We start from the raw sequence: 24,775 nt of genomic DNA, 5'->3' as shown, positions 1-24,775 counted from the left end.
CGTGTTGTGTTTGTTTTTAAAAGGCCGCAGGGCCCTTACTGTTTTTCCGGCGGCGTGTAGCCTTCGATATGCACGTCTTTCCCTTCAAACAGGAACTGCACCATCTCCTGCTCCAGCAGCTTGCGGTGCTCCGGGTTCATCATGCTGAGTTTTTTCTCGTTGATCAGCATGGTCTGCTTGTGCTGCCACTGCGCCCAGGCTTCTTTGGAGATTTCGTTGTAAATGCGCTTCCCGAGTTCGCCCGGATAGAGCTGGAAATCCTGGCCGTCCGCTTCACGCTGCAGGAAAGTACAAAAAATGGTTCTGCTCATAATCACTCCTCTTTGATAGCCGAAAAATTTATACCGGCGTTCCGGCTTTTAACTGTTGCAACAAGCGCTCCACGGGGGCCGCCAGTCCGACCGACGGCGGCTGCGCTAAGTTATACCAGAGTGCGTTGCCTTCATCCATGCATGCGCCAGATGAGTGCACTGTAAGCCACATCGGCACAATATCCAGGTGGAAATGGCTGAAAGTGTGGCGAAAGGCGGTTAATTGCGTCAGATTATCGGCCTTTATCTGACGCTGCGCCAGCCACTCGCGCAGCTCCGCTTCGTCTGCAAACTGCGGAAAACAGAATAGTCCGCCCCACAAACCCACCGGCGGACGCTGGGAGAGAAACACCTCGTCGCCGTGCTGCATCAGCAGGAAATAGCCGGTGCGTTCCGGGATGGTCTGCTTCGGTTTTTTACCCGGATATTCCGCCCATGAATGATTCGCGTAGGCCACGCAGCCATTGCTCAACGGGCACAGCTCGCACTTCGGCTTCGAGCGGGTGCAAACCATCGCCCCGAGATCCATCATCGCCTGGTTGAAGCGTTCTACCCCTTGCGCCGGGGTCACCTCTTCGCTGATATCCCACAGCCGTTTTTCGACCTCTTTTTTTCCCGGCCAGCCGCTGACAGCATAGCAGCGGGCGAGCACGCGCTTCACGTTGCCGTCGAGAATCGGATAATGCTGACCGAGCGAAAGCGACAAAATCGCCCCTGCCGTTGAACGCCCGACGCCGGGCAGCGCGGCCACTTCCTCAAAGGATTGCGGGAAGATGCCGCCATGCTGTGTCGCCACCTGCTGGGCGGCTTTATGTAAATTGCGCGCCCGCGCGTAGTAGCCAAGGCCGGTCCACAGATGCAGCACCTCATCCAGCGGCGCGTTGGCTAAATCAACCACCGTTGGGAAACGCGCCATAAAGCGTTCAAAATACGGGATTACCGTGGTCACCTGGGTTTGTTGCAACATCACTTCGGAGAGCCATACTTTGTAGGGCGTCTTGGCGATTTGCCAGGGCAGGGTTTTACGCCCGTATTTGTCGTACCAGTCCAGGACCTGGGCTGAAAATTGCGCGGCGAGAAAAGTCAAAGCTATGGCTCCGGGATCGCGATTACAGGGTGGCAGATTGCAGCACAAGGGCGAGTGGCTGTAAACCCTTGCATCCGCCGGGTAACTTTGGATAATGCCCGTTTTCCGAACACTTTCACTAGCAGACTTAACTTTTATGAAAAACGACGTCATTTCTCCGGAATTCGATGAAAACGGTCGCCCGCTGCGCCGTATTCGTAGCTTCGTCCGTCGCCAGGGGCGCCTGACGAAAGGGCAGCAGCATGCGCTGGATAACATTTGGCCGGTGATGGGCGTTGAATTCAACGATGCGCCACTCGATTTCGCTGCCCTGTTTGGCCGCGACGCGCCGGTCACACTAGAAATTGGTTTCGGCATGGGGGCTTCGCTGGTGGCGATGGCGAAAGCCAAACCGGAACAGAATTTCCTCGGCATTGAAGTGCATTCCCCGGGCGTTGGCGCCTGTCTGGCTTCTGCTGAAGAAGAAGGTGTGCAAAATCTGCGCGTGATGTGTCACGATGCGGTGGAAGTGCTGCATACCATGATCCCGGATAACTCACTGAATATGGTGCAGCTGTTTTTCCCTGACCCGTGGCATAAAGCGCGTCATAATAAACGTCGTATCGTGCAGCCGCCTTTCGCTGAGCTGGTCAAAAGCAAACTGAAACTCGGCGGCGTCTTCCATATGGCGACCGACTGGGAAGCCTATGCCGTGCATATGCTGGAAGTGATGTCCTCGCTGGAAGGCTATCGTAACCAGTCGGCAAGCAACGATTACGTACCGCGCCCGGAATCGCGCCCGGTAACCAAATTTGAACAGCGTGGCCATCGTCTCGGCCACGGCGTATGGGACTTAATGTTCGAGAGGGTGAAATAATGGCCAAGAATCGTAGCCGTCGTCTGCGTAAAAAAATGCATATCGACGAGTTTCAGGAGTTAGGCTTCTCCGTCGCCTGGCGTTTCCCGGAAGGGACCACCGAAGAGCAGATCGACCAGACGGTCAACGATCTGATCGAAGAGGTGATTGAGCCGAACAAGCTGGCCTTCGACGGCAGCGGCTATCTCTCCTGGGAAGGGCTCATCTGCATGCAGGAGATCGGTAAGTGCACCGAAGAGCATCAGGCCATCGTACGCCAATGGCTGGAAGCGCGTAAGTTAGAGGATGTGCGCACCAGCGAACTTTTTGACGTCTGGTGGGACTAAGTTTGACAAGGGTCGGCAACTGCCGGCCCGTTTTGTCTTAAGGGAGTTTTATGATGCGTAAAACGCTGCTGGCGGTGGCGCTCTCCGTCACCGCTTTGTCTGCCCATGCGGACTACCAGTGTAGCGTCACGCCGCGTGACGATGTGATCCTCAGCCCGCAGCAGGTGCAGGTGAAAGGGGAAAACGGCAATCTGGTGATAAAACCGGACGGCAACCTGACCTTTAACGGTAAAACCTATACTCTGAGCGCCGCCCAGCGCGAGCAGGCGCAGGACTATCAGGCCAGTCTGCGCAGCAGCCTGCCGTGGATTGACGAAGGCGCGCGCTCGCGAGTCGAAAAAGGCCGCAAGGCGCTGGATAAAATCATTACCGAACAGGTTGGCGCCAACAGCAGCATGCATGGTCGCCTGACCAAGCTGGATGCGCAGCTGAAAGAACAGATGAACCGCATCATTGAGCGCCGCAGCGATGGCCTGACCTTCCACTATAAAGCTATCGACCAGGTACGTGCCGATGGTCAGCAGCTGGTGAATCAGGCGATGGGCGGCATTCTGCAGGACAGTATTAACGAGATGGGCGCGAAAGCAGTGCTCAAAGGCGGCGGCAACCCGCTGCAGGGCATTCTCGGCAGCCTCGGCGGCCTGCAAACGGCGATTCAGGATGAATGGAAAAACCAGGAGGCCGATTTCCAGCAGTTTGGTAAGGACGTCTGCAGCCGGGTGGTCTCGCTGGAGGATAGCAGGAAATCGCTGGTTGGCTCGTTAAAGTAAGTTGATTTCGCTACCTGCGCCTGCAGGTAGCGGTTAGGCTCAGTCGATCACATCAGCCCCAGCAGCTGTGGAATAAACAGTGAGATCTGCGGGATATAAACAATCATCATCAGCGCGATCAGCAGGGCGGCGTAGAACGGCAGCAGCGGTTTGATGAGCTGCTGAATTTTAACCCCTGAAATGGAGCAGCCGACAAACAGCGCGCTGCCTACCGGCGGGGTCAGCAGGCCGATGCACAGATTGGCGACCATCATGATGCCAAAATGGACCGGGTTCATGCCTAAATCCTCAGCGATGGGGAGAAATATTGGCGTAAAAATCAGTACTGCTGGGGTCATATCCATAAAGATACCGACGATTAACAGCACGATGTTAATCAGTAGCAGGATCACCAGCGGATTTTCAGAAAACCCCATGAGCGCATCGCTTATCATGTAGGGAATATCGGCATTGGTCATTGCCCACGACATGCCGACGGAAAAACCGATCAGCAGAAGGACGATAGACGTCATCACCACCGATTCAAGGATCAGCTTTGGCAGGTCGCGCCATTTGACTTCCCGATAAATCAGCACTGAGAGGATAAAGGTGTAGACCACGGCGATGGCGGAAGCTTCAGTGGCGGTGAAAATACCGCCGAGGATCCCGCCCATGACAATAATGACCAGCAGCAGGCTGGGCAGGGCGTCGAAAAAAGCCTTTGCCGCCTGGGCGCAGGTCGGGCGCTCGGAAACCGGATATCCGCGGTGTTTAGCGATACCAGCGCAGACCAGCATGATGGACAGACCCATCAGAATGCCCGGCAAATAACCGGCCATAAACAGCGAGGCGACCGAGACGCCGCCGGCCGTCAGAGAAAAGACGATCAGCACGTTTGATGGCGGAATGAGCAGGCCCGTGATGCAGGATGAAACGTTTACCGCCGTGGAGAATGCCGGATCGTAGCCTTTCTGCGTCTGAATGGGATTGAGCGTCCCCCCTACCGCAGCGGCGGCAGCGACCGCCGAACCGGAGATCGAGCCGAACATCATATTGGCCAGCACGTTGACGTGTCCCAACGATCCGGGTACCCGCCCAACCATCACCTGCGCCAGATTGATGAGGCGTATAGCAATTCCCCCGCTGTTCATCAGGGTACCGGCAAAGATAAAGAAGGGGATAGCCAGCAGCGCGAAGTTATCGAGTCCGTTCGCCAGGCGCTGAGCAACGGTAATCACCGCGATATCCCAGGGAAACATCAGCAGCATTGAGCCGACGGTAGCAAGACCGATGGAAAAAGAGATAGGTACGCCAATAAAGACCAGAATAAAGAACGAGCCAAACAGCGTCAGTGCAATATAGCTATCCATTAATTTGCTCCTGCTTCTGAATGTTTCATGTTTTTTAGACCGTTGCTGATAAAACACAACGCGTAAAACATCATCATGATGCCGGTGAGCGGCAGGATCAGATACACATAGCCCATCGGGATCTGCATTGCGACTGAGACCTGGGCGGTCGACAGCGTTTTTTCAATCAGTTTTACGCCGCCGGTAACAATCACTGAGCCAGCAAACAGAAAGATAAGCAGATTGATAATGACGCTGAGCAGTGCCTGCTTGCGGGAAGAGAGCATCAGCGTAAGTAAATCGATCGCCAGATGACGCTGGGCGCCGACGGTATAGGCCGCACCCAGTAGCCCGACCCAGATCATTAAGAAACGCGCCAGTTCATCGGTCAGGGTGCTAGGCTGGTTGAGCACGTAGCGGCTGAACACCTGCCAGACGACGCAGAAAACCAGCGCAATCATTACGACGACAGAGAATGCGGCGATGGTGCGGTCCACCGCCAGCTTTATGCGGTTAAGTATCATCATTGATTTCCTGGTGAAAGCGGGCCAGCGGCTGGCCCGTTAAAGGTTATTCAGCGGCAGCGTCAAATTTGGCCAGCAGAGCGGCCTGTTTTGGATCTTTCTTAAAGTCATCAAATAGCGGCTGCACGGCGGCGCGGAACGGCGCTTTATCCACTTTGATAATTTCGCCCCCCAGGGCTTTGGCCTGAGCGCGGGTATCGGCGTCGATCTTCTGCCACAGCTGTTGCTGATAAACCTCTGAGGCTTTGGCCGCTTTGACCAGGATTTGCTGCTGTCCCGGCGTCAGTTTGTCCCAGGTTTTGCTGGAGATAACGAGGAAGTCAGGGATGGAGGCATGCTCATCTTCAGAGAATACTTTCGCGATTTCGATATGGCGAGTCTGCACCCAGGAGGGCACGTTATTTTCCGCGCCGTCCACCACCCCTTGCTGCATGGCGGTATAAACCTCACCAAAGGAGATTGGTGTCGGGGAGCCGCCCATTAATTCAATCATTTTTAAGGTTGTCGGGCTGGCCTGCACGCGGATCTTCAGTCCTTTTAAATCTTCCGGTTTGGTGATGGGCTTTTTGGCATAAAAACTTCGGGTTCCGGCGACATAAGCGGAAAGGGCAAAGAATCCTTTCTCTTTCGTCGAATCCATTATTTCCTTGCCCGCTTCTCCGAAGACCACCTTATTGAAATGATTTTGATCGTTAAACAGGAACGGTAAATTATATATCGCATAGATATTATCAAATGACTCCAGATCGCTGGCGGAACCTTTGGTCAAATCCAGCGCGCCATTTTGTAATAACTCCATCGTTTCTCGTGCGCTGCCCATCTGGCTACTGGGGTAAATACGAATCTTCATATTACCGTCAGAAAGTTGGTTTACCTCTTTGGCCATCTCTTCAAACGCCTGATGCACCACGTGACTGCGTTCAAGGTTATGTGCCAGTTTTAACGTGATTTTTTCAGCTGCGCTGGCTCCTGAAGAGAATAGAGCAAGCAAAGATATTGCTATCAGAGAACGAGAAAAAGCGTATTTTTTCATAAGTTGGCTCCATGCACTTGTGGTAATTGGTCAATATCTTAAGCGTCATGCTTTGTTTCTGTATGACATATTATCCTTGTTGTCGTACATCTTTAAGCTGCCTGACTCACACTTTTTCTCAATGAGGCACTGAAATAACGGCTTTTATGGCTTCAATTATATTTGGTTTCTATAAATAAAAGTGAATTAATTAGATGATGAAATATTTTAAAAGAATGGTTCGGGAATGACGAGGTTGATATTTCGATAAATTCGAACTATTGTCCTTCCCGTTAAAACGATAAAGGGAAGGACAAGGGTGATATTTATTCGTTAAGGAAGAGTTCGAGCAGGGAATTCAAAAACAGCTTACCGTGCTCGGTAATCTGCCAGTTCTGCTCGTCTTCCTGCAGATAGCCCTGGGCTATCGCCGCGTCCAGCTGCGGGCGGATCGCCGCTTCATCAAGACCGGTATAGCGACTAAATTCTGCGCGCGGCGCGGCCTCCAGCAGGCGGAAACGGTTCATAAAGAACTCAAACGGTTTATCCGCCTCTTCCACATCATGCTGACGCTCGAGGTAACGGCCTTCCATATACCCGCGCGGGTGGCGGGTTTTGGCGGTCCGCAGAATGCGTCCGTCAGGGAAGGTTATCTTACCGTGCGCGCCGCAGCCGATGCCGAGGTAGTCGCCAAAGCGCCAGTAGTTGAGATTATGCTGACACTGGAAGCCCGGTTTAGCGTAGGCGGACGTCTCGTACTGCTGATAGCCAGCGGCGCTTAGCAGCTGATGCCCCTGCTCGAAAATATCCCATAGCGCGTCGTCATCCGGCAGCACCGGCGGCCGGGAGCCGAACAAGGTGTTCGGCTCAATGGTCAGCTGGTACCACGACAGGTGCGGCGGGTTGAGGGCAATCGCCTGACGCAGATCGTCCAGCGCCTCCTCCAGCGACTGGTCCGGCAGACCGTGCATCAGGTCGAGATTGAAGCTGCGCAGGCCGAGGCCGCTGGCGAGACGTGCTGCGCGCTTGGCCTCCTCCGGACCGTGGATCCGCCCCAGGCGCTGCAGCTTCGGTTCGCTAAAGCTTTGTACGCCGATGGAGATACGGTTCACCCCGGCGCGCTGGTAATCAACGAAGCGATCGGCCTCCACGGTGCCCGGGTTGGCTTCCATGGTGATTTCCGCCCCGGCGGCCAGCGGCAGGCAGGCGCGGACGCCATCCAGCAGGGTTTGCATGGCCGGGCCGGACAGCAGGCTTGGCGTACCGCCGCCGATAAAAATAGTGCCTATTTTCCGTCCCTGAGCATATTGCGCATCGGCCTGCAGGTCGTTTAGCAGATGCTGGACGTAATCGTCATGCGGCACCTCGCCTTTCAGCGCATGCGAATTAAAGTCGCAGTACGGGCATTTCTGCACGCACCAGGGAATATGAATATAGAGACTCAGCGGCGGCAAATTAGCCATTACGTAATGCTTCCAGTAACAGTTTTAGCGCTTGCCCACGATGGGAAATCGCACTCTTTTCTTCACGGCTCAGTTCGGCCGCGGTTTTCCCTTCGGACGGGACGAAGAATATCGGGTCGTAGCCGAAGCCACCCGTACCGGCGGCTTGTCGGGTGATTACCCCAGGCCAGCTGCCGTGGCACACCAGCGGCGTGGGATCCTCGGCATGGCGCAGATAGACCAGCACGCAGTGGAACTGCGCCTGACGCTGGTCGTCCGGCACGTCCTTTAACGCGTCGAGCAGCTTCTCAAGATTCTGCTGGTCGGTGGCGTCGACGCCGGAATAGCGGGCGGAGTAAATACCCGGTGCGCCGCCAAGCGCATCGACGGCCAGACCGGAATCGTCAGCGATGGCCGGCAGGCCGGTGATCTGCGCCGCATGACGCGCTTTCAGAATCGCGTTTTCAATAAAGGTCAGGCCGGTCTCTTCCGCAGAGTCCACGCCCAGCTCGGTCTGAGCGACGATATCGAGACCAAAATCTTCCAGCAGCGAGGCCAGTTCGCGCACTTTACCGGCGTTGCCGGTCGCGAGGACGACTTTTTGCATGATAAATCCTGTTTATTCAGTTAGCGCCGCGACCGCAGTCGGGATCTGTTGTGGGGCGATGATTTTAACTTGCTTATGGCGACCCAGCTCGCCTTTTTCAATCAGTACCTGGCTTTTGGCGACGCGGAACTGTTTGGCGAGAAATTTCACCAGGTGGGCATTGGCCTGGCCATCAACGGGCGGGGCGGTAATGGCGACTTTAAGCTCGTCGCCATGTACGCCCACGATGCTATCGCGGCTGGCCTTCGGCTGAATATACAGCCTGAGCACCAGCCCCTCAGCGCAGGTTTCAACGGCACTCATAGCGCCATCCACAGCCCCGGCAGCAGCACGTTACCGGTGGCCTGCAGCACTTCGGCGACGCCCATATTAATCACGTACAGCAGCAGCACCAGTACCATCGGTGAGAAATCGATACCGCCCATCGACGGCAGCAGGTTGCGGATAGGGCGCAGCAGCGGGTCCGCCAGTTGCATCAGCACGTACTCCACCGGACTACGGCCCTGGCTGACCCAGCTCATGATCGCCATCAACAGCAGCACCCAGAAGATCAATGAGCCGATGGTTTTCAGCAGAATAAGCAGGGCGGAGATCCAGATGATCGGCTGGAAGGTGATCACCATAAACAGCACGATCGCTTTGATGACGCAGAGAATAAATGCCACCAGCAGCGAGGCGCTGTCAATTGGCCCCATTGCCGGGATAATCCGGCGCAGCGGCCCGACAATCGGCTGCGTGGCCTTCACCACAAACTGCGAAAACGGGTTGTAAAAGTCGCAGCGCGCCCACTGCATCCAGACGCGTAACAACACGACCATCGTGTAAAGCTCAATGACCGTTGAAAGCAGGAAAGTCAACGTCTTCATGGCGTTCCTCAGATTCCTTATTATTTGCTGTAGTCGCGCGCACCAAAAATAGCTGTACCGATGCGCACCATCGTGCTTCCCGCCGCGATTGCGGCTTCCATATCGTCCGACATTCCCAGAGACAACGTATCGACCGTGGGGTACCGCGTTTTTAATCGCGCAAATGCTACCGCCATTTGCTGGGCGACGGCAAACTGCCTTACATATTCTGACTCAGGCGCGGGGATGGCCATCAGACCGCGCAGCTCCAGATGAGGTAACTCAGCGATCTCTGCCGCTAATCCATCGAGCGCTTCCAGCGGGATGCCGGATTTGCTCTGCTCATCGCTGATGTTGATTTGAATCAGCACCTTCAGCGGCGGCAGATGCGCCGGGCGCTGTTCGTTCAGGCGGGAGGCGATTTTCAGCCGATCGACGGTGTGGCACCAGTCAAAATGCTCTGCCACCAGCCGGCTTTTGTTGGACTGCAGGGGGCCAATAAAGTGCCACTGCAGCCCACTGACGCCGGCCTGCTGGAAATGGTTAATCTTCTCCACGCCCTCCTGGACGTAGTTTTCACCAAATGCCCGCTGGCCTGCCGCGATGGCTTCTTCGATCGCGCTCGCAGGTTTCGTTTTACTCACTGCAAGCAATGTCACTTCTTCTGGCGCACGCCCGCAACGAGCGGCGGCACCGGAGATTTTGTCCCGGACCTGTGCCAGGTTATGCGCAATATCGTTCATATTCCGAGGATGAGTTATGAAGCTGGAAGAAATCGTAGCCCTTAGTGTAAAGCATAATGTCTCCGATCTACACCTGTGCAATTCCGCCGCACCGCGCTGGCGGCGGCAGGGCAAGCTGGAGCCCGCCCCGTTTCCCGCGCCGGATATCCCGGATTTACTCAACTGCTGGCTTGATGCCGCACAGTTACAGCATTGGCAGGAACAGGGACAGATTGACTTTGCGCTGACCCTGGCCTGCGGTTTGCGGCTGCGCGCCAGCGCTTTCGCCCATACGCGTGGAATATCGCTGGTGCTACGCCTTCTGCCTGAACAGTGCCCGCGTCTGGAGACGCTGGGCGCCCCGCCTGCGCTGAGCGAGCTGCTGGCGGAAGAGAGTGGTTTGCTGTTGGTCACCGGAGCGACGGGCAGCGGCAAGTCGACCACCCTGGCGGCGATGGTGGGGCATCTCAACCAGCGTCTTGATGGCCATATTCTGACCCTGGAGGACCCGGTGGAGTTTATCCATCACAGCGAGCGCTGCCTGATCCAGCAGCGGGAGATTGGCCGTCATTGTCCTTCGTTCGCCGCGGCGCTCCGCGTGGCGCTGCGCCAGGATCCGGATGTGATCCTGCTCGGGGAGCTACGCGACAGCGAAACCATTCGTCTGGCGTTAACGGCTGCGGAGACCGGACATCTGGTAATGGCGACATTACATACCCGCGGCGCGGCGCCGGCGGTGGAGAGATTGATCGATGTCTTTCCGGCAGAGGAGAAAGATCAGGTTCGTAGTCAGCTGGCCGGAAGCCTGTGCGCGGTGCTGGCGCAAAAATTGTTGCCTGCACGTCAGGGCGGCAGAGTTGCGCTATACGAGCTTTTGGTCAATACCCCCGCAGTAGCTAACTTGATCCGTGAAGGAAAAGTGCATCAGTTGCCCGGCATAATGCAGACCGGGATGCAGGCCGGAATGCTGACATTTACGCAGAGTTTTCAGCAACGTGTCGCCGCAGGCGAACTATAAGAGCAGCGTGAAGCAGGCAGGGCGGGTTAAATGATATGTTAACTGAATGTTTGATTGCTGTTTCTTTATATTATTTGGTAATACAAATAATCACTATGAATAAATTCAAATAACACATTCAGTTGCGATATGTCGACAGTGAATACGCATTTCCAGGAAAAAAGTTTGATTACCTTTTGACAGCTTTGAGGTGTTCGATTTATGCTGTTTACGGGAATAGGATGATTCTCATGGAATAACGTTTCAATTTGTAAATTGCCAAGGCTATTTATAAATTCACGACTGTTTGTATATTTTTTTATTCATTTAACCACCATGGCGGTGGATAGCAGCTAAGGAGAGTTTTAAGTGATTAATTTAAATGGAAATTCATCATCTTCTCGTCAGGTCACATTTATTACCCATCCGTCAATTCAGAGCAAAGCTTTTGCCAGCTATCTGAGCGAAACCCTGATGGCACCAGTGGTTTTACAAAATATTAATAAACCACTGGCACAACGCCTGGCGAAAGATTCTGTAATATTATTTGATATCGCAGTGTCAAATAAGAAATTAAATGGGGTATGGCGAGACATTATTCGACTGCAGGCAGATAATCCTCGTTTGTTGATTATTAATAGCGCACAAAAGTATGAGTTATACGAAATGGCGCAGTGGCCGGCTTTATATGGCGTGTTCCGCCATGACGATGATGAATCGCGCTTAATTGAGGGCGTTAAGGCCGTACTAAACGGCGAACAGACGGCTGAATTGAGCGTGATGCACCCGGCGATGTACGCTGCGGACCATGCATCGGCGCCCGTTGAGAACTCGCCACTCACCGAGCGGGAATGTGAGATCCTCAACGAGCTGCGCTGTGGGGCGACGAATCTGGATATTGCCCGTGCCCTGTTTATCAGCGAGAACACGGTGCGTACGCACCTGTACAATGTGTTTCGTAAACTGAGCGTGAAGAATCGCACTCAAGCGGTGAGCTGGGCGAACGAACATCTGCGCCACTAAGCGGTCGGAAGCGCGCCGTCAGCAATTTGCCGGCGGCGCAGGAGAGCAGAGCCTAAAAGCTCTGCTCGAAGTAGCTTTCCAGAATGACCACGGCTGAGGCCGAATCAACGCTGCCTTTATTCAGCGCGCGGTAGCCGCCGTGTTCAAATAAGCCTGCCCGAGCCTCCACCGTACTCAGACGTTCATCGTGAAGGACGATCGCGACGCCAAAGCGGCCATGAATTTTATTGGCGAAATTCCGCGCGCGCGCCGTCAGCGGTTGCTCGGTGCCGTCCATATTCAGCGGCAGGCCAACGATCACCGCCTCAGGCTGCCACTCTTTGAGCAGTTTTTCGATGACATTCCAGTCTGGTTTACCGTCCTGCGCCTTCAGCGCCGGTAACGGTCGCGCGGTAGCGGTGATGCGTTGCCCCACCGCCACGCCGATGCTTTTGGTGCCGAAATCAAAGCCGAGAAAGGTTCCGCTCATCATGCATGCCCCGCGACGCCTGGCATCGTCACAATGTCGATACCAATCAGTTTAGCCGCCTCGCGCCAGCGATCGGCGATGGGCGTGCGGAAGAGAATATTCTGGTCGGCAGGGGCGGTAAGCCAGGCATTATCTAAAATCTCCTGCTCCAGTTGCCCTTTCTCCCATGAGGAGTAGCCCAGCGCCACCAGTACGTTGCCCGGCTGCCTGTCGGTACCTAAGGTTTCAAGAACATCCCGCGAGGTGGTGACCACTGTGTTATCCGAAATGCGGATACTCGAGGAGAAGTCAGAGGGCGGGGTATGCAGAATAAAACCGCGGTCTTCCGCCAGCGGGCCGCCCAGCATCACCGGTTTATCCAGACGGATCTCCGGATTGCGCGGCTCCGGAACAATCTTGAGCTTCTCAAGGATCCCTTCCACCTGCAGATTTTCCAGCGGCTTATTGATAATAATGCCCATGGCTCCCTCGTCGTTATACTCGCAGATATATACCACGGAGCGGCGGAAAATCGGGTCCTGAAGCGCAGGCATGGCAATCAGAAAGTGATGCTGTAAATTCATTGTCAGAGGTTCTGTTCCTGGTTCAAAAAGCAACACCCAGTATGCGGGCAAAGTAGAATAGTGTCGATGCACTTTATCTGGCTGGCGCCCGAGTGGCGCCTGGCTGGCGGCGTTTCACGAGCGCGGTCAACCGTGCTCGCTGCGCCATGAGCGGACGTTTATCCGCTCTGGTGTTTATTTGGTGATACGTCTTTCGATAGCGTCCATCAGCATGCCGGTGATCGAAATATCCGGGAAGGCGGCTTCAATCTCACGCACGCAGGTGGGGCTGGTGACGTTAATTTCCGTCAGACGGTCGCCGATGATATCCAGGCCGACGAAGATAAGACCTTTGGCTTTCAGCGTCGGGCCGACGCGGCGGGCAATTTCCCAGTCGCTTTCGGTCAACGGGCGAGCTTCGCCACGGCCGCCGGCGGCCAGGTTGCCGCGGGTCTCGCCGCCCTGCGGAATACGCGCCAGGCAGTAAGGCACCGGCTCGCCGTCCACCACCAGCACGCGCTTGTCGCCGTCTTTAATGGCGGGCAGATAGTTCTGCGCCATGCAGTAGCGGCTGCCGAGCTCGGTCAGGGTCTCCGTGATCACGCCAAGGTTCGGATCGCCGGCTTTGACGCGGAAAATAGAGGCACCGCCCATGCCGTCGAGCGGTTTCATGATGATATCGCCGTGTTTTTCCCAGAAGGCCTTCAGCTGGGCTTTATTGCGGGTGACCAGCGTTTCCGGCGTCAGTTCTGAGAACCAGGCGGTGAACAGTTTCTCGTTACAGTCGCGCAGGCTCTGCGGCTTGTTGACGATAAGCGTGCCTTTCTCTTCCGCCCGCTCCAGGATGTAGGTGGCATAAATAAATTCGGTATCGAACGGCGGATCTTTACGCATCAAAATAACGTCAAGATCGGCCAGCGGCAGATCCTGCTCACCGGTGAAGTCATACCATTTATCGTAGTTCTGTTCGACGCTCAGCGTGCGCGTACGGGCGCGGGCTTCGCCGTTGATCAAATAGAGGTCGTTCATCTCCATATAATGGAGTTCATAGCCGCGACGTTGCGCTTCCAGCAACATAGCGAAGCTGGTGTCTTTCTTGATGTTGATGGTTGCGATGGGATCCATCACGATGCCGAGCTTGATCATGGTTCTTCTCCGTTAACGCCTCAACCTAAGTCGCCAAAACGCACCTGCAGGGCGGTGATGGCGGTGAGCGCAGTAGTCTCTGTACGCAGAACGCGCGGTCCCAACAGGATATCAGTAAACTGGTATTGCGCGGTCATCGCTATCTCTTCTGCCGATAGCCCACCTTCCGGACCAATCAGCAAACGGACGCGTTCAACCGGTAGCGGCAGCGTATTAATGCTGGCGCTGGCGCGCGGGTGCAGGTTGAGCTTCATCCCGCTGTCCTGCTCGGCGCACCACTCTTCCAGCTGCATGGCCGGACGTATTTCCGGTACCACATTACGACCGCTCTGTTCGCAGGCGGCAATAGCGATTTTCTGCCACTGCTGGATCTTCTTCTGCAAACGTTCGGCGTCCAGTTTAACGCCGCAGCGCTCGGAAAACAGTGGCGTTATGAGGCTTACCCCGAGTTCGATCGATTTCTGGATAGTAAATTCCATTTTTTCACCGCGCGACATCACCTGGCCTAAGTGAATATGCAGCGGCGATTCACGATCGTCGGGTTCGCCGCTGAGCACTTCAACCGTGACATTTTTCTTGCCGGCCTCGGTGATGACGGCGTCAAATACCTGGTTACTGCCGTCAAAAAGCTGTAGGTGCTGACCTGCGGTCATGCGCAGGACGCGACCGACGTGGTTGGCCGCGTCATCGCTCAGCGCAATCTGGCTGCCGACAGTGAGGCGTTCTGGATGATGGATGCGAGGAATGCGCATGCTTGATATTCCGTTCGTTGCGCAGATGCCAGCTTCCCGCCACCGGGCGGGAAGCACAGGGCTGCAAATTAACAATTGCCGCTAGTGTAGGTTAGCTCTTTTGCGCCTGGCAAGCCTGCTGGACATACGGATTATGGTTGCCCTGCACTTTCGCGATGCGCTCATCGCGCTCACATTCCCAGGCGGTGACCGGGTACTGTTTATCCCAGGCGGTAAACAATTGAGTTTGCTGGCGGGAAAGATTCAGCTGGTAGCGGTCGCGCATATAGAAGTAGGTGCGGGCGATAGCGCCGCGGGCGCGGGCAGGGGGCTCGGCGACTTTATCTTTAAAATCGACCTTCATGGTGCACTGGCCGTACTGGCCTTCACCGCCGTTCCACTGGCTGTACATAAAGTTGCCGCGATCGCCATTGACTTCCCCTACCGCCGGCTGCAGGTTGTGCATATCGCTTTCCATCTTGCGGTACTCCGGATCTTTGGCGCAGTTTTGCCGCCCGCCTTCCTGCCAGCACTGGCGCTGATGGCCGAACTGCCACGCCGGCACCACGTGTTCCCATTCAACCCGGCTGGCGCGGTTCTCATTTTTACGCACTTTATAGCCGCAAGATTCCAGATCGATAACGCCTTTTTTACCCTGCCAGTCGATTTTACAGCCGCAATAAAAGTCGCCCGGAACGTCGGCGTTCACTTTGACGCCAGCGGCCTTGGCCTGGGAAAAACTATTAATACCGGCGGCCGCGAGCGGGCCACTGACTGCCGTGCTCAATACCGCAACGGCTAAAATATGCATACGGGACATCGTTAACTCCGTGTCAAAACGAGCCCGCAACGTAGCGAATGAGGGTGCTGGATGCAATCAGTCAGATCAGAAAGTTTCTAATAAATTCTGATGGTTATTTTTCAGCCACCAGCAGATCGCCGCAGTGAACGCAGCGGTAGGTGGCCTCGCCGCGCACCACCCGGTTATGGCGACGGACGGTGAGCTGATGCTGCTGACAGCGACAGCGGTAGGGGAAGGTGTTCTGGCGGACCGAATCGAGTTCAAAACGGTGAGTGCGACGCGCGGGAACGCCAAGGACGTTCTCCATCATCCATTTCCACTCTTTACCGTGCGGCGCGACGCGGCCAAAGTGCTGCCAGACCAGCAGGTGCGCCAGCTCGTGCGGCACCACTTCATCGATAAACTCCTGCTGATTTTCCAGCAGCAGCACCGGATTTAAACGAATTTCGTTTTTCTCCAGCCAGGCGGTGCCGGCGGAGGTACCGCGCTGCTGGTAGACCAGCGTCGGCTCAGCGTAGCGGCGTTCCAGTTTGAGGTTCGCTTTGGCGAGATGCTCCCGCAGGCTGCGCATCACGGCCTGCTGAATAGCGATGGGAATACGGGGTGTTTTCATAGCGCCAGAGGATAGTGCGACGGGCGGGGGAGAGCAAGAGGAAGCTTCCTCCCGGGAGGGGAGGAAGCTCAGGCGGGTTAGTCGCGGGCGCCGATTTCACGCAGCGGACGACCCTGCATCAGGTTACGTTCAATATGTTCCAGCGAGACGTTTTTGGTTTCCGGAATCAGCCAGATAGTCAGCAGGATAAACAGCACGTTCAGACCGCCGTACACCCAGAAGGTGTTGGCGCTGCCCAGCGAGTTGAGCATGGTCAGGAAGGTGGCGCCGACAATCATATTGGCAATCCAGTTGGTCGCTGTGGAGCAGGTGATGCCGAAGTCGCGGCCTTTCAGCGGCTGGATTTCGGAACACAGTACCCAAATCAGCGGACCGGCGCTCATGGCGAAACCGACGATGAACATCAGCAGCATCAGGACGGCGATGTACTGCGCGGTAGAGGAGTGAATGCCGATGTGCATCATGCTACCCAGCACGCCCATGCCCGCGGCCATCACGATAAAGCCGAGGATCAGCGTTGGTTTACGGCCCCAGCGGTCGACCAGACCGATAGCGATAAAGGTGGCCAGCACGTTGGTCAGACCGACGATCACCGTCCCCCACATCTGCTCGGTGGTGTTGGCATAGCCCGCCAGTTCAAAAATCTTCGGTGCGTAGTACATGATGACGTTCATGCCGGTGAACTGCTGCATCACCTGCAGCAGAATACCGAGGAACACCGCGCGGCGGAAGTTACTGTTGTCTTTGAACAGCGACCAGCCGGACTGTTTCACCTTCAGGCTTTCGCGGATTTCGTCGAGCTCACGTTTCGCTTCGGCGCTGGTATCGCGCAGGCGCAGCAGCACGCGTTCGGCATCGACGAAACGACGTTTGGCGGCGAACCAGCGCGGGCTGTCCGGCAGGAAGATAACGCCGATCAGCAGCAATACCGCCGGAATAATGATCACGCCGAGCATCCAGCGCCACGCGCCGCTGTAGCTGAAAGCGGTGTCAGAGAGATAGGCGCCGAGGATCCCGATGGTGATCATCAACTGGTACATCGAAATCATACTGCCGCGAATTTTCTCTGGCGCGATTTCCGACAGATACAGCGGAGCCGTGTATGACGCGACGCCCACCGCCAGGCCCAGCAGCACGCGGGAAACCAGCAGGATCTCGACGTTTGGCGCGGCAGCGGAGAACAGAGAGCCGGCGACAAAGAGGATGGCGCCGATCATCAGGCTTTTTTTACGGCCCAGTTTGAAGGAGAGCCAGCCGCTGCCGACCGCACCGACGGCAGCCCCGAACATCATGGAGCTGACCACCCACTCCTGGGTGTGGGCTGAAATCTGGAACTCATTGGCAATAAAGGGTAAGGCACCCGCAATAACACCGATATCAAGGCCGAACAGCAGGCCAGCCAGCGCGGCGAGGAAACAGACGAAGAACGTCATAGTCTTGTTCGAACGCCCTTGTTTTTTGTTGTCAGGCATAACGCCCTCCAGTTGAGTTATTGATTCTGTCGATGGTTAGGGTAGGACACTCGACGGTAAAAAAACGTGATTATAGTCACGGCTGTGTAATCGTTTACACAAAGGTAAAGAAACGTAATCCATTAAATGCTTTTTAAATCAGCAGTATATACAAGGATAGTCGACATTTTGAAAAACGGTAATCGGAGTTGACCGAAACAATATGTAACATTGTGAAAAATACCCGCATGCTATGCCTGTTCTGGAAACAAAGGGGCAGTCATCATAATGTAATCGCTTTCATCGCGTTACCGCGTTCCGCTGAAGCGAGGCGCAGAGGGGAGGGAGACGGAAACAAAAAGGCCAGCGCGAGGCTGGCCTTGAAGAGAGGAAGCAGGGGTTATTTCAGACCGGCCGCTTCGCGCAGCAGAGCCGCTTTGTCGGTTTTTTCCCATGGGAAATGCTCGCGACCAAAGTGACCGTAAGCCGCGGTTTCTTTGTAGATCGGGTGCAGCAGGTCCAGCATCTGAATCAGGCCGTACGGACGCAGGTCGAAGAACTCGCGCACCAGCAGGGTCAGCTGTTCAGAAGGCACTTTCTCGGTGCCAAAAGTTTCCACCATGATCGACGTCGGTTCAGCGACGCCGATAGCGTAGGAGACCTGAATTTCACAACGATCGGCCAGGCCCGCGGCAACGATGTTTTTCGCCACATAGCGCGCCGCGTAGGCTGCGGAACGGTCAACTTTAGACGGATCTTTACCGGAGAACGCGCCGCCGCCGTGACGAGCCATGCCGCCGTAGGTATCAACGATGATCTTACGACCGGTCAGACCGCAGTCGCCCATCGGGCCGCCGATAACGAAACGTCCGGTCGGGTTGATGAAGAATTTGGTCGAAGCGTTCAGCCATTCGGTCGGCAGGGTCGGCTTGATGATCTCTTCCATCACCGCTTCCTGCAGGGATTTCTGGTCGATGTCTTCCGCGTGCTGCGTGGACAGAACCACCGCATCGATGCCGACGATTTTCCCGTCGTCATACTGGAAGGTCACCTGGCTTTTCGCATCCGGACGCAGCCACGGCAGGGTGCCGTTTTTACGCACTTCAGCCTGGCGCTGCACCAGACGGTGAGCATAGGTCACCGGCGCCGGCATCAGCACGTCGGTTTCGTTGGTCGCATAGCCAAACATCAAACCCTGGTCGCCTGCGCCCTGTTCCAGCGGGTCGGCACGGTCGACGCCCTGGTTGATGTCCGGAGACTGTTTACCAATGGCGCTCAGAACGGCACACGAGTTGGCGTCAAAGCCCATATCGGAATGCACGTAGCCAATTTCGCGGACGGTGTTGCGGGTGATCTCTTCGATATCAACCCATGCGCTGGTGGTGATTTCGCCGCCTACCAGCACCATGCCGGTTTTGACATAGGTTTCACATGCGACACGCGCTTTCGGATCCTGCTCGAGGATCGCATCCAGCACGGCATCAGAGATTTGGTCAGCAATTTTGTCAGGATGCCCTTCTGATACGGACTCAGACGTAAAAAGGTGTTTTGCCATATTTTATTTCACCTGTGGACGATTCGGATAGCTCATACTGTTGTGTAATGTGGCTTTGGTGGATAATCAGCGCAAAGCCGCGCAGGTAGCGACACGAGCAGTCTGAGTGTTAATCAGTATAGACGGATTAACTTCTGGATGGCTATTTTAGGTCAATTCTTGAGCCCATTTCCAGCCTTTTTTGATGGCGGTCGCATTTATGGGAAAACCCGCCTGGCAAATTTTCCTGACAACCGCGCAAACGCACACATTTTTATTTTGCTTTTTACCCTGCTTCTCGGTATAAAACGCCGCGCGCGGCTCATTAAAAAAGCGCACGGGGCATCGCCCTGTGGTGCCACTTCCAGCCGGGTTAAGCAGTCTGTATTTACAGAATCTCGCAGCGGCGTAGCGCCTGTTGCCCGGTATGTATAGCTTTGGCTTGTCGCCGACCCTGTCGCAGGGCGGTGTGGAGGTGATACCAGATAATGAACCAATGTTTTTCGCTTGATTCGTCGCGTCGTTCTGTCGCGCGTCAGCACTCCGCAACCTGCATCTCTCTCATGCAAACCAGCCGATGTTCACCCCATCTCGGCGCTTCTCAGGATTCCAGGGCCGGTCGGTCGTTAGAAAACTGAACAAGGGCGCTCTTGCCAGGCAAGAGTTTTCTCGTGGTTTCTCCGGACTGTCATACTCTGTTCGGCTACGTGTTTTACGATGATATGAATAAGAAACCGGTCGCGCAGTCGCAAAACCAGCAGATAGTGCTGGGCTTTAGGACTGTTCATGGGTTGTTATCGCATCTTTGGACTGCGATAGTAGTTAACTGTCTTACACTTATTATTAAAAATTGAGGTTCGCTATGTCTGACGACATGTCTATGGTTTCGCCTTCGTCAGCAGGCGAACACGGTGTACTACGTTCCATGCAGGAGGTAGCGATGAGCTCCCAGGAAGCCAGCAAGATGCTGCGTACTTATAATATTGCCTGGTGGGGCAATAACTATTATGACGTCAACGAACTGGGCCACATCAGCGTTTGCCCGGATCCGGACGTCCCGGAAGCGCGCGTGGACCTCGCGGAATTAGTCAAAGCCCGCGAGGCGCAAGGGCAACGTTTGCCGGCGCTGTTCTGCTTCCCGCAGATCCTGCAGCACCGCTTGCGCTCGATCAACGCCGCCTTCAAACGCGCGCGTGAATCGTACGGTTATAATGGCGATTACTTCCTTGTCTACCCGATTAAGGTTAACCAGCACCGTCGCGTGATTGAATCGCTGATCCATTCCGGCGAGCCGCTGGGACTGGAAGCCGGTTCGAAAGCCGAACTGATGGCCGTGCTGGCGCACGCCGGGATGACCCGCAGCGTCATCGTCTGTAACGGCTATAAAGACCGCGAATATATCCGCCTGGCGCTGGTGGGCGAGAAGATGGGCCACAAGGTCTATCTGGTCATCGAGAAGATGTCGGAAATCGCCATCGTGCTGGAAGAGGCCGAGCGCCTGAACGTGGTGCCGCGCCTTGGCGTGCGTGCGCGTCTGGCCTCGCAGGGCTCCGGCAAATGGCAATCCTCCGGCGGAGAGAAGTCCAAGTTTGGCCTCGCGGCGACCCAGGTACTACAGCTGGTCGAGATCCTGCGTGCCGCAGGGCACCTTGAGAGCCTGCAACTGCTGCACTTCCACCTCGGTTCGCAGATGGCCAATATTCGCGATATCGCCACCGGCGTGCGTGAATCCGCGCGTTTCTACGTCGAACTGCATAAGCTGGGCGTCAACATTCAGTGCTTTGACGTCGGCGGCGGTCTGGGCGTGGACTATGAAGGGACCCGCTCGCAGTCTGACTGCTCGGTGAACTACGGTCTGAACGAATACGCCAACAACATCATCTGGGCGATCGGCGATGCCTGCGAAGAGAACGGCCTGCCGCACCCGACGGTGATCACCGAATCCGGCCGCGCGGTGACCGCGCACCATACCGTGCTGGTTTCCAACATCATCGGCGTGGAGCGTAACGAATACACTGAGGCGACCCCGCCGGCGGAAGACGCCGCGCGTCCGCTACAGAGCATGTGGGAAACCTGGCTGGAGATGCACGAGACCGGCAACCGCCGCTCGCTGCGCGAATGGCTGCACGACAGCCAGATGGACCTGCACGATATCCATATCGGCTACTCCTCTGGCACCTTCAACCTGCAGGAGCGCGCCTGGGCCGAGCAGCTGTATCTGAACATGTGTCATGAAGTGCAGAAGCAGCTCGACCCGAGCAACCGCGCGCATCGTCCCATCATCGATGAGCTGCAGGAGCGGATGGCGGATAAAATCTACGTCAACTTCTCGCTGTTCCAGTCGATGCCGGATGCCTGGGGGATCGATCAGCTGTTCCCGGTGATGCCGCTGGAAGGGCTGAACAAGTCGCCGGAGCGCCGTGCGGTGCTGCTGGACATCACCTGCGACTCCGATGGCGCCATCGATCACTACGTGGACGGCGACGGGATCGCCACCACCATGCCGATGCCGGAGTACGACCCGGAGAACCCGCCGATGCTGGGCTTCTTTATGGTCGGCGCCTATCAGGAGATCCTTGGCAACATGCATAACCTGTTTGGCGATACCGAGGCGGTGGACGTGTTCGTCTTCCCTGACGGCAGCGTTGAGGTTGAGCTGTCCGACGAGGGCGATACCGTGGCGGATATGCTGCAGTATGTGCAGCTGGATCCGAACACGCTGCTGACCCAGTTCCGCGATCAGGTGAAAAATACCGGCCTGGACGACGCGCTGCAGCAGCAGTTCCTCGAAGAGTTTGAGGCGGGACTGTACGGCTATACTTATCTGGAAGACGAGTAACCATTGATGCCCGGTGGCGTAGCGCTTACCGGGCCTGCGAAGGTAGGCCGGATAAGGCGAAGCCGTCATCCGGCGGAATGCGATACTTACTTGAACCCGTATGCATTACCGGCGATAATTCACGCCAATAAGCGATTTATCTATCAAACCCTTCCTCGTCGGGCCTAACGACGCGGAGGGGTTTTTTTATACTTATTTTTTACGTTCCACGACTGCGAAAAGAGGTCATATCCATGAGCACTTTAGGTCATCAATACGATAACTCCCTGGTATCCAATGCCTTTGGCTTTCTGCGTTTGCCAATGAACTTCATGCCGTATGAAAGCGATGCGGACTGGGTCATCACCGGCGTGCCGTTCGATATGGCGACCTCCGGGCGCGCGGGTGGCCGTCATGGCCCGGCGGCTATCCGTCAGGTTTCCACTAACCTCGCCTGGGAGCACAACCGTTTCCCGTGGAACTTTGACATGCGCGAACGCCTGAACGTGGTGGACTGCGGCGATCTGGTGTACGCCTTCGGCGACGCGCGCGAAATGAGCGAGAAGCTGCAGGCCCACGCCGAGAAGCTGCTGGCGGCAGGCAAGCGCATGCTCTCCTTCGGCGGTGACCACTTTGTTACCCTGCCGCTGCTGCGCGCCCACGCTAAGCACTTCGGTAAAATGGCGCTGGTGCACTTCGATGCCCACACCGACACTTACGCCAACGGCTGCGAGTTCGACCACGGCACCATGTTCTACACCGCGCCGAACGAAGGGCTTATCGATCCGAACCACTCCGTGCAGATTGGTATCCGTACCGAGTTCGACAAAGATAATGGCTTTACGGTGCTGGACGCCGGCCAGGTTAACGACCGCAGCGTTGATGACGTCATTGCCCAGGTGAAGCAGATCGTCGGCGACATGCCGGTGTACCTGACCTTTGATATCGACTGTCTGGATCCGGCGTTTGCGCCAGGCACCGGGACCCCGGTTATCGGCGGATTGACCTCAGACCGGGCGATCAAACTGGTGCGTGGCCTGAAGGATCTGAACATCGTTGGGATGGACGTAGTGGAAGTCGCTCCGGCCTACGATCAGTCCGAAATTACCGCTCTGGCGGCGGCGACTCTCGCTCTGGAAATGCTCTACATCCAGGCGGCGAAGAAGGGCGAATAAGCCGGGTAACCCCGACCCTCTCCCTTCCCGGGAGAGGGTTGCGCGCGGCACAGAGGGGTTATCAAGGCGCCGGGCGAGTGCTCCTGTGCGCCGGGAGAGGGCCGGCGCGCAGGAGAGGGGTCATTATTGCGTCAAAACACGTTAAACGGATATTCGACGTAGAACCGGACTTCATTCCCGCTGACGTTATAGTCGCTGGCGTTGCTGGACACGCGCAGCACCGAATAGCGTAGTCTGAATTTCAAATCTTTCGCCACGCCGTTTTGTACCTGGTATTGAACCTGGTTGAACCATTCGTGTTCTTTGCCGTTGCTGGTCTCTGAAGTTTTAATGTTATCACCGCGCACATAGGCGGTGGTCCAGGTCAGCCCCGGTAATCCCAGCCCGGCAAAATCCAGTCCGTACGATGCCTGCCAGGAGCGTTCATCTTCACCGTTAAAATCAGACCAGTAGGAGTTGGCCAGCCAGATGGTGTTCCCGCCATCGCCGACGCCGCCCTGGTTCTGGTAGCCACCGTAGTGGTAACCGGTGCTGCCGCTGCTTTGCTGATAAGCGACTTTAAAGGTATGAATATCCCAGATGTAGCTGGCGGCCAGGCTCCAGATGCTATTGCTGCGACCGGTGTCATTGGCGTCGGCATATTCTTGATCCAGGCGTGAGTTATAGCCGTTGAAATCGAGAACCAGCTGTTGGTTGGCGGCGAACGGCTGCTTATAGTTCAGGCCAAGATACTGTTTGTTCAGCACATCTTCGACGTGTGAAGCGTACAGCGCGCCGCTGAGCTGGTCGTTGAACCGGTAGCTGGCCCCGCCGAAGGTCAGGCTTTTCAGGCCGCTGTTATGGCTGTCGTCGCTTTTGCGCTGCTGGTCGGTGAGATAACCGGCGTTAATTTCCAGGCCGTCGATTTCGCGCGAGGTGAGCATGGTGCCGGTATAGCTCTCGTACAGCAGGCGTGAATCGTCAGCGTAGACGATGGGCAGCATCGGCCGCTGGCTGCCGTAGCTGAGCACGGTATTCGAAAAGCGCATTTTGCCGGTAGCGCCGAATTTGGCGAGGTCGGATTTCGCGCGGCCGTCGTCATCCTGGGCGAAAAAGTCGATCCCGCCCGCGCCGCTGCGCCCGCGACCGCCGTCAAGGCGCACCGCATACTGGGCGATACCGTCCACGCCAAAGCCGACCGGTCCCTGGGTAAAGCCCGATTCGAAGGTGGCGATAATCCCCTGGCCCCATTCGGCTTTATCCGGCAACCCATCGCGATAATCACGTTTGATATAAGCGTTACGCAAAAAGAGATCCAGATGGCTGTCGTCAATAAAGCCCTGACTGGCGGATTGTTGGCTGGCGAAAGTCGGCGTGGCGGCAATAATGCCAAGTGCGATTAACGATAATTCTTTTTTCACTGAAGGCACTTCTCTGTCTGTCGATATATTCAAGGGAATCACTGCAGTCGCGATATTCTCCTGAAATAATGTCGAAAGCAATCATTGTGTGAGCAATGGTATCGCCAGGAAACAAGCTGTGTGGCGCATGCCGGCTGCGTTTGGCGAAGAGGGGTGGACTATTTATTATCTGGAGGAACGCGGTTCTGAAAGGCGGATTGTGCACGCTGTTTTTTATTTGCCAAATAATATCTTGCTGAGTGAC

The 24,775-nt window shown here is 55.9% G+C and carries 29 protein-coding genes; 10 read left to right on the top strand and 19 right to left on the bottom strand.

The window, feature by feature from the left end:
* Nucleotides 1-35: 35 nt before the first annotated feature.
* Nucleotides 36-311 carry an oxidative damage protection protein gene (locus SPE70_RS22405; protein WP_004105744.1) on the bottom strand — a complete coding sequence of 92 codons (276 nt, stop codon included), beginning with the start codon at nt 309-311 and terminating at the stop codon, nt 36-38.
* Between the two features lie 28 nt (nt 312-339).
* Nucleotides 340-1,398: an A/G-specific adenine glycosylase gene (gene mutY / locus SPE70_RS22400; protein WP_008806473.1), complete on the bottom strand. Its 1,059-nt coding sequence runs from the start codon at nt 1,396-1,398 to the stop codon at nt 340-342.
* 136 nt (nt 1,399-1,534) lie between these two features.
* On the opposite strand from mutY, the gene trmB reads away from it, so the two are divergent.
* The 3 genes from trmB to SPE70_RS22385 are packed head-to-tail and all read left to right on the top strand — an operon-like array spanning nt 1,535 to nt 3,350.
* On the top strand, nt 1,535-2,254 hold the full coding sequence (gene trmB / locus SPE70_RS22395) for a tRNA (guanosine(46)-N7)-methyltransferase TrmB (protein WP_002916627.1): 720 nt from the start codon (nt 1,535-1,537) through the stop codon (nt 2,252-2,254).
* The gene (locus SPE70_RS22390) at nt 2,254-2,580 is read left to right on the top strand and encodes a YggL family protein (protein ID WP_012967224.1); all 327 of its coding nucleotides are present in this window, start codon (nt 2,254-2,256) and stop codon (nt 2,578-2,580) included. The genes trmB and SPE70_RS22390 overlap by 1 nt, the downstream gene beginning before the upstream one ends.
* A 50-nt stretch (nt 2,581-2,630) precedes the next feature.
* Nucleotides 2,631-3,350, top strand: a complete 720-nt coding sequence (locus tag SPE70_RS22385; protein WP_008806471.1) for a YggN family protein — start codon at nt 2,631-2,633, stop codon at nt 3,348-3,350.
* Nucleotides 3,351-3,397: 47 nt separating this feature from the next.
* On the opposite strand, the gene SPE70_RS22380 is transcribed toward SPE70_RS22385, so the two are convergent.
* The 8 genes from SPE70_RS22380 to SPE70_RS22345 all read right to left on the bottom strand — a co-directional run bounded on the left by SPE70_RS22380 (nt 3,398) and on the right by SPE70_RS22345 (nt 9,851).
* Nucleotides 3,398-4,699: a TRAP transporter large permease gene (locus SPE70_RS22380; protein WP_022064843.1), complete on the bottom strand. Its 1,302-nt coding sequence runs from the start codon at nt 4,697-4,699 to the stop codon at nt 3,398-3,400.
* Nucleotides 4,699-5,202 carry a TRAP transporter small permease gene (locus SPE70_RS22375; protein ID WP_064170006.1) on the bottom strand — a complete coding sequence of 168 codons (504 nt, stop codon included), beginning with the start codon at nt 5,200-5,202 and terminating at the stop codon, nt 4,699-4,701. Before SPE70_RS22375 ends, SPE70_RS22380 begins: the two co-directional genes overlap by 1 nt.
* Before the next feature lie 46 nt (nt 5,203-5,248).
* The gene (locus SPE70_RS22370; RefSeq protein ID WP_023298218.1) at nt 5,249-6,235 is read right to left on the bottom strand and encodes a TRAP transporter substrate-binding protein; all 987 of its coding nucleotides are present in this window, start codon (nt 6,233-6,235) and stop codon (nt 5,249-5,251) included.
* A 305-nt stretch (nt 6,236-6,540) separates the two neighbouring features.
* Nucleotides 6,541-7,677: a radical SAM family heme chaperone HemW gene (gene hemW, locus SPE70_RS22365; protein WP_023298217.1), complete on the bottom strand. Its 1,137-nt coding sequence runs from the start codon at nt 7,675-7,677 to the stop codon at nt 6,541-6,543.
* On the bottom strand, nt 7,670-8,263 hold the full coding sequence (locus SPE70_RS22360) for an XTP/dITP diphosphatase (RefSeq protein ID WP_012540562.1): 594 nt from the start codon (nt 8,261-8,263) through the stop codon (nt 7,670-7,672). Before SPE70_RS22360 ends, hemW begins: the two co-directional genes overlap by 8 nt.
* 12 nt (nt 8,264-8,275) lie before the next feature.
* Nucleotides 8,276-8,566 (bottom strand): DUF167 family protein YggU, encoded by a 291-nt coding sequence (gene yggU, locus SPE70_RS22355; protein ID WP_008806468.1) that lies wholly within the window; start codon nt 8,564-8,566, stop codon nt 8,276-8,278.
* Nucleotides 8,563-9,129, bottom strand: a complete 567-nt coding sequence (locus tag SPE70_RS22350) for a YggT family protein (protein ID WP_004205182.1) — start codon at nt 9,127-9,129, stop codon at nt 8,563-8,565. The genes yggU and SPE70_RS22350 overlap by 4 nt, the downstream gene beginning before the upstream one ends.
* Nucleotides 9,130-9,149: 20 nt before the next feature.
* Nucleotides 9,150-9,851, bottom strand: coding sequence for a YggS family pyridoxal phosphate-dependent enzyme (locus tag SPE70_RS22345; protein WP_022064839.1), 702 nt, complete (start codon nt 9,849-9,851; stop codon nt 9,150-9,152).
* A 16-nt stretch (nt 9,852-9,867) separates the two neighbouring features.
* Between SPE70_RS22345 and SPE70_RS22340 the strand changes: the two genes are divergently transcribed.
* Entirely contained in the window at nt 9,868-10,848 is a 981-nt protein-coding gene (locus SPE70_RS22340; protein WP_012540564.1) for a type IV pilus twitching motility protein PilT, read from the top strand.
* A 348-nt stretch (nt 10,849-11,196) separates the two neighbouring features.
* Entirely contained in the window at nt 11,197-11,850 is a 654-nt protein-coding gene (locus SPE70_RS22335; protein WP_004205179.1) for a LuxR family transcriptional regulator, read from the top strand.
* A gap of 52 nt (nt 11,851-11,902) precedes the next feature.
* On the opposite strand, the gene ruvX is transcribed toward SPE70_RS22335, so the two are convergent.
* From ruvX to metK, 8 genes are all read right to left on the bottom strand, one after another.
* On the bottom strand, nt 11,903-12,319 hold the full coding sequence (gene ruvX, locus SPE70_RS22330; RefSeq protein ID WP_012540565.1) for a Holliday junction resolvase RuvX: 417 nt from the start codon (nt 12,317-12,319) through the stop codon (nt 11,903-11,905).
* On the bottom strand, nt 12,319-12,882 hold the full coding sequence (locus tag SPE70_RS22325) for a YqgE/AlgH family protein (RefSeq protein WP_012540566.1): 564 nt from the start codon (nt 12,880-12,882) through the stop codon (nt 12,319-12,321). The genes ruvX and SPE70_RS22325 overlap by 1 nt, the downstream gene beginning before the upstream one ends.
* A gap of 174 nt (nt 12,883-13,056) precedes the next feature.
* On the bottom strand, nt 13,057-14,007 hold the full coding sequence (gshB, locus tag SPE70_RS22320) for a glutathione synthase (RefSeq protein ID WP_008806462.1): 951 nt from the start codon (nt 14,005-14,007) through the stop codon (nt 13,057-13,059).
* A gap of 20 nt (nt 14,008-14,027) precedes the next feature.
* Entirely contained in the window at nt 14,028-14,759 is a 732-nt protein-coding gene (gene rsmE, locus SPE70_RS22315) for a 16S rRNA (uracil(1498)-N(3))-methyltransferase (RefSeq protein ID WP_008806461.1), read from the bottom strand.
* A 91-nt stretch (nt 14,760-14,850) separates the two neighbouring features.
* Nucleotides 14,851-15,558, bottom strand: coding sequence for a deoxyribonuclease I (gene endA, locus SPE70_RS22310; RefSeq protein WP_008806460.1), 708 nt, complete (start codon nt 15,556-15,558; stop codon nt 14,851-14,853).
* A gap of 94 nt (nt 15,559-15,652) precedes the next feature.
* Nucleotides 15,653-16,153, bottom strand: coding sequence for a SprT family zinc-dependent metalloprotease (locus SPE70_RS22305; protein ID WP_008806459.1), 501 nt, complete (start codon nt 16,151-16,153; stop codon nt 15,653-15,655).
* Nucleotides 16,154-16,230: 77 nt separating this feature from the next.
* The gene (locus SPE70_RS22300; RefSeq protein WP_008806458.1) at nt 16,231-17,625 is read right to left on the bottom strand and encodes a sugar porter family MFS transporter; all 1,395 of its coding nucleotides are present in this window, start codon (nt 17,623-17,625) and stop codon (nt 16,231-16,233) included.
* Nucleotides 17,626-18,004: 379 nt separating this feature from the next.
* Nucleotides 18,005-19,159, bottom strand: a complete 1,155-nt coding sequence (metK, locus tag SPE70_RS22295) for a methionine adenosyltransferase (RefSeq protein ID WP_008806457.1) — start codon at nt 19,157-19,159, stop codon at nt 18,005-18,007.
* 138 nt (nt 19,160-19,297) lie between these two features.
* Here metK and SPE70_RS22290 point away from each other — a divergent pair, with 138 nt between their 5' ends.
* The 5 genes from SPE70_RS22290 to speB all read left to right on the top strand — a co-directional run bounded on the left by SPE70_RS22290 (nt 19,298) and on the right by speB (nt 23,131).
* Nucleotides 19,298-19,573 carry a hypothetical protein gene (locus tag SPE70_RS22290; protein ID WP_136047534.1) on the top strand — a complete coding sequence of 92 codons (276 nt, stop codon included), beginning with the start codon at nt 19,298-19,300 and terminating at the stop codon, nt 19,571-19,573.
* A 53-nt stretch (nt 19,574-19,626) separates the two neighbouring features.
* On the top strand, nt 19,627-19,776 hold the full coding sequence (locus SPE70_RS26485; protein ID WP_418268773.1) for a hypothetical protein: 150 nt from the start codon (nt 19,627-19,629) through the stop codon (nt 19,774-19,776).
* 84 nt (nt 19,777-19,860) lie between these two features.
* The gene (gene yqgB / locus SPE70_RS22285) at nt 19,861-19,992 is read left to right on the top strand and encodes an acid stress response protein YqgB (protein WP_002916578.1); all 132 of its coding nucleotides are present in this window, start codon (nt 19,861-19,863) and stop codon (nt 19,990-19,992) included.
* Between the two features lie 8 nt (nt 19,993-20,000).
* Complete coding sequence (speA, locus tag SPE70_RS22280) at nt 20,001-21,977, top strand: biosynthetic arginine decarboxylase (protein ID WP_008806456.1); 1,977 nt, start codon at nt 20,001-20,003, stop codon at nt 21,975-21,977.
* A 233-nt stretch (nt 21,978-22,210) separates the two neighbouring features.
* A complete protein-coding gene (speB, locus tag SPE70_RS22275) occupies nt 22,211-23,131 on the top strand; it encodes an agmatinase (RefSeq protein ID WP_002916572.1) in 921 nt (306 codons plus the stop codon).
* A gap of 131 nt (nt 23,132-23,262) precedes the next feature.
* On the opposite strand, the gene SPE70_RS22270 is transcribed toward speB, so the two are convergent.
* Nucleotides 23,263-24,531: an OprD family outer membrane porin gene (locus SPE70_RS22270; protein WP_008806455.1), complete on the bottom strand. Its 1,269-nt coding sequence runs from the start codon at nt 24,529-24,531 to the stop codon at nt 23,263-23,265.
* Between the last annotated feature and the right edge of the window lie 244 nt (nt 24,532-24,775).

Origin of the sequence: Klebsiella sp. ZJOU C1, assembly GCF_035620215.1 — a bacterium.
In the GTDB taxonomy this organism is placed as follows: domain Bacteria; phylum Pseudomonadota; class Gammaproteobacteria; order Enterobacterales; family Enterobacteriaceae; genus Klebsiella; species Klebsiella variicola.
The sequence above is the reverse complement of the archived record's forward strand: the minus strand, read 5'-3'. Positions and strand labels throughout refer to the sequence as shown.

Excerpts from the sequence above, each read along its gene's own strand:
- SPE70_RS22360 (WP_012540562.1), bottom strand. The coding sequence starts at position 8,263 with ATGCAAAAAGTCGTCCTCGCGACCGGCAACGCCGGTAAAGTGCGCGAA.
- SPE70_RS22370 (WP_023298218.1), bottom strand. The coding sequence starts at position 6,235 with ATGAAAAAATACGCTTTTTCTCGTTCTCTGATAGCAATATCTTTGCTT.
- metK (WP_008806457.1), bottom strand. The coding sequence starts at position 19,159 with ATGGCAAAACACCTTTTTACGTCTGAGTCCGTATCAGAAGGGCATCCT.
- hemW (WP_023298217.1), bottom strand. The coding sequence starts at position 7,677 with ATGGCTAATTTGCCGCCGCTGAGTCTCTATATTCATATTCCCTGGTGC.
- ruvX (WP_012540565.1), bottom strand. The coding sequence starts at position 12,319 with ATGAGCGGAACCTTTCTCGGCTTTGATTTCGGCACCAAAAGCATCGGC.
- gshB (WP_008806462.1), bottom strand. The coding sequence starts at position 14,007 with ATGATCAAGCTCGGCATCGTGATGGATCCCATCGCAACCATCAACATC.
- trmB (WP_002916627.1), top strand. The coding sequence starts at position 1,535 with ATGAAAAACGACGTCATTTCTCCGGAATTCGATGAAAACGGTCGCCCG.
- yqgB (WP_002916578.1), top strand. The coding sequence starts at position 19,861 with ATGAATAAGAAACCGGTCGCGCAGTCGCAAAACCAGCAGATAGTGCTG.
- speA (WP_008806456.1), top strand. The coding sequence starts at position 20,001 with ATGTCTGACGACATGTCTATGGTTTCGCCTTCGTCAGCAGGCGAACAC.
- speB (WP_002916572.1), top strand. The coding sequence starts at position 22,211 with ATGAGCACTTTAGGTCATCAATACGATAACTCCCTGGTATCCAATGCC.
- SPE70_RS26485 (WP_418268773.1), top strand. The coding sequence starts at position 19,627 with ATGAACCAATGTTTTTCGCTTGATTCGTCGCGTCGTTCTGTCGCGCGT.
- endA (WP_008806460.1), bottom strand. The coding sequence starts at position 15,558 with ATGTCCCGTATGCATATTTTAGCCGTTGCGGTATTGAGCACGGCAGTC.
- SPE70_RS22380 (WP_022064843.1), bottom strand. The coding sequence starts at position 4,699 with ATGGATAGCTATATTGCACTGACGCTGTTTGGCTCGTTCTTTATTCTG.
- SPE70_RS22385 (WP_008806471.1), top strand. The coding sequence starts at position 2,631 with ATGATGCGTAAAACGCTGCTGGCGGTGGCGCTCTCCGTCACCGCTTTG.
- SPE70_RS22340 (WP_012540564.1), top strand. The coding sequence starts at position 9,868 with ATGAAGCTGGAAGAAATCGTAGCCCTTAGTGTAAAGCATAATGTCTCC.
- SPE70_RS22390 (WP_012967224.1), top strand. The coding sequence starts at position 2,254 with ATGGCCAAGAATCGTAGCCGTCGTCTGCGTAAAAAAATGCATATCGAC.
- SPE70_RS22300 (WP_008806458.1), bottom strand. The coding sequence starts at position 17,625 with ATGCCTGACAACAAAAAACAAGGGCGTTCGAACAAGACTATGACGTTC.
- SPE70_RS22325 (WP_012540566.1), bottom strand. The coding sequence starts at position 12,882 with ATGAATTTACAGCATCACTTTCTGATTGCCATGCCTGCGCTTCAGGAC.
- SPE70_RS22350 (WP_004205182.1), bottom strand. The coding sequence starts at position 9,129 with ATGAAGACGTTGACTTTCCTGCTTTCAACGGTCATTGAGCTTTACACG.
- SPE70_RS22290 (WP_136047534.1), top strand. The coding sequence starts at position 19,298 with ATGGCTATTTTAGGTCAATTCTTGAGCCCATTTCCAGCCTTTTTTGAT.
- yggU (WP_008806468.1), bottom strand. The coding sequence starts at position 8,566 with ATGAGTGCCGTTGAAACCTGCGCTGAGGGGCTGGTGCTCAGGCTGTAT.
- rsmE (WP_008806461.1), bottom strand. The coding sequence starts at position 14,759 with ATGCGCATTCCTCGCATCCATCATCCAGAACGCCTCACTGTCGGCAGC.
- SPE70_RS22305 (WP_008806459.1), bottom strand. The coding sequence starts at position 16,153 with ATGAAAACACCCCGTATTCCCATCGCTATTCAGCAGGCCGTGATGCGC.
- SPE70_RS22345 (WP_022064839.1), bottom strand. The coding sequence starts at position 9,851 with ATGAACGATATTGCGCATAACCTGGCACAGGTCCGGGACAAAATCTCC.
- SPE70_RS22375 (WP_064170006.1), bottom strand. The coding sequence starts at position 5,202 with ATGATACTTAACCGCATAAAGCTGGCGGTGGACCGCACCATCGCCGCA.
- SPE70_RS22405 (WP_004105744.1), bottom strand. The coding sequence starts at position 311 with ATGAGCAGAACCATTTTTTGTACTTTCCTGCAGCGTGAAGCGGACGGC.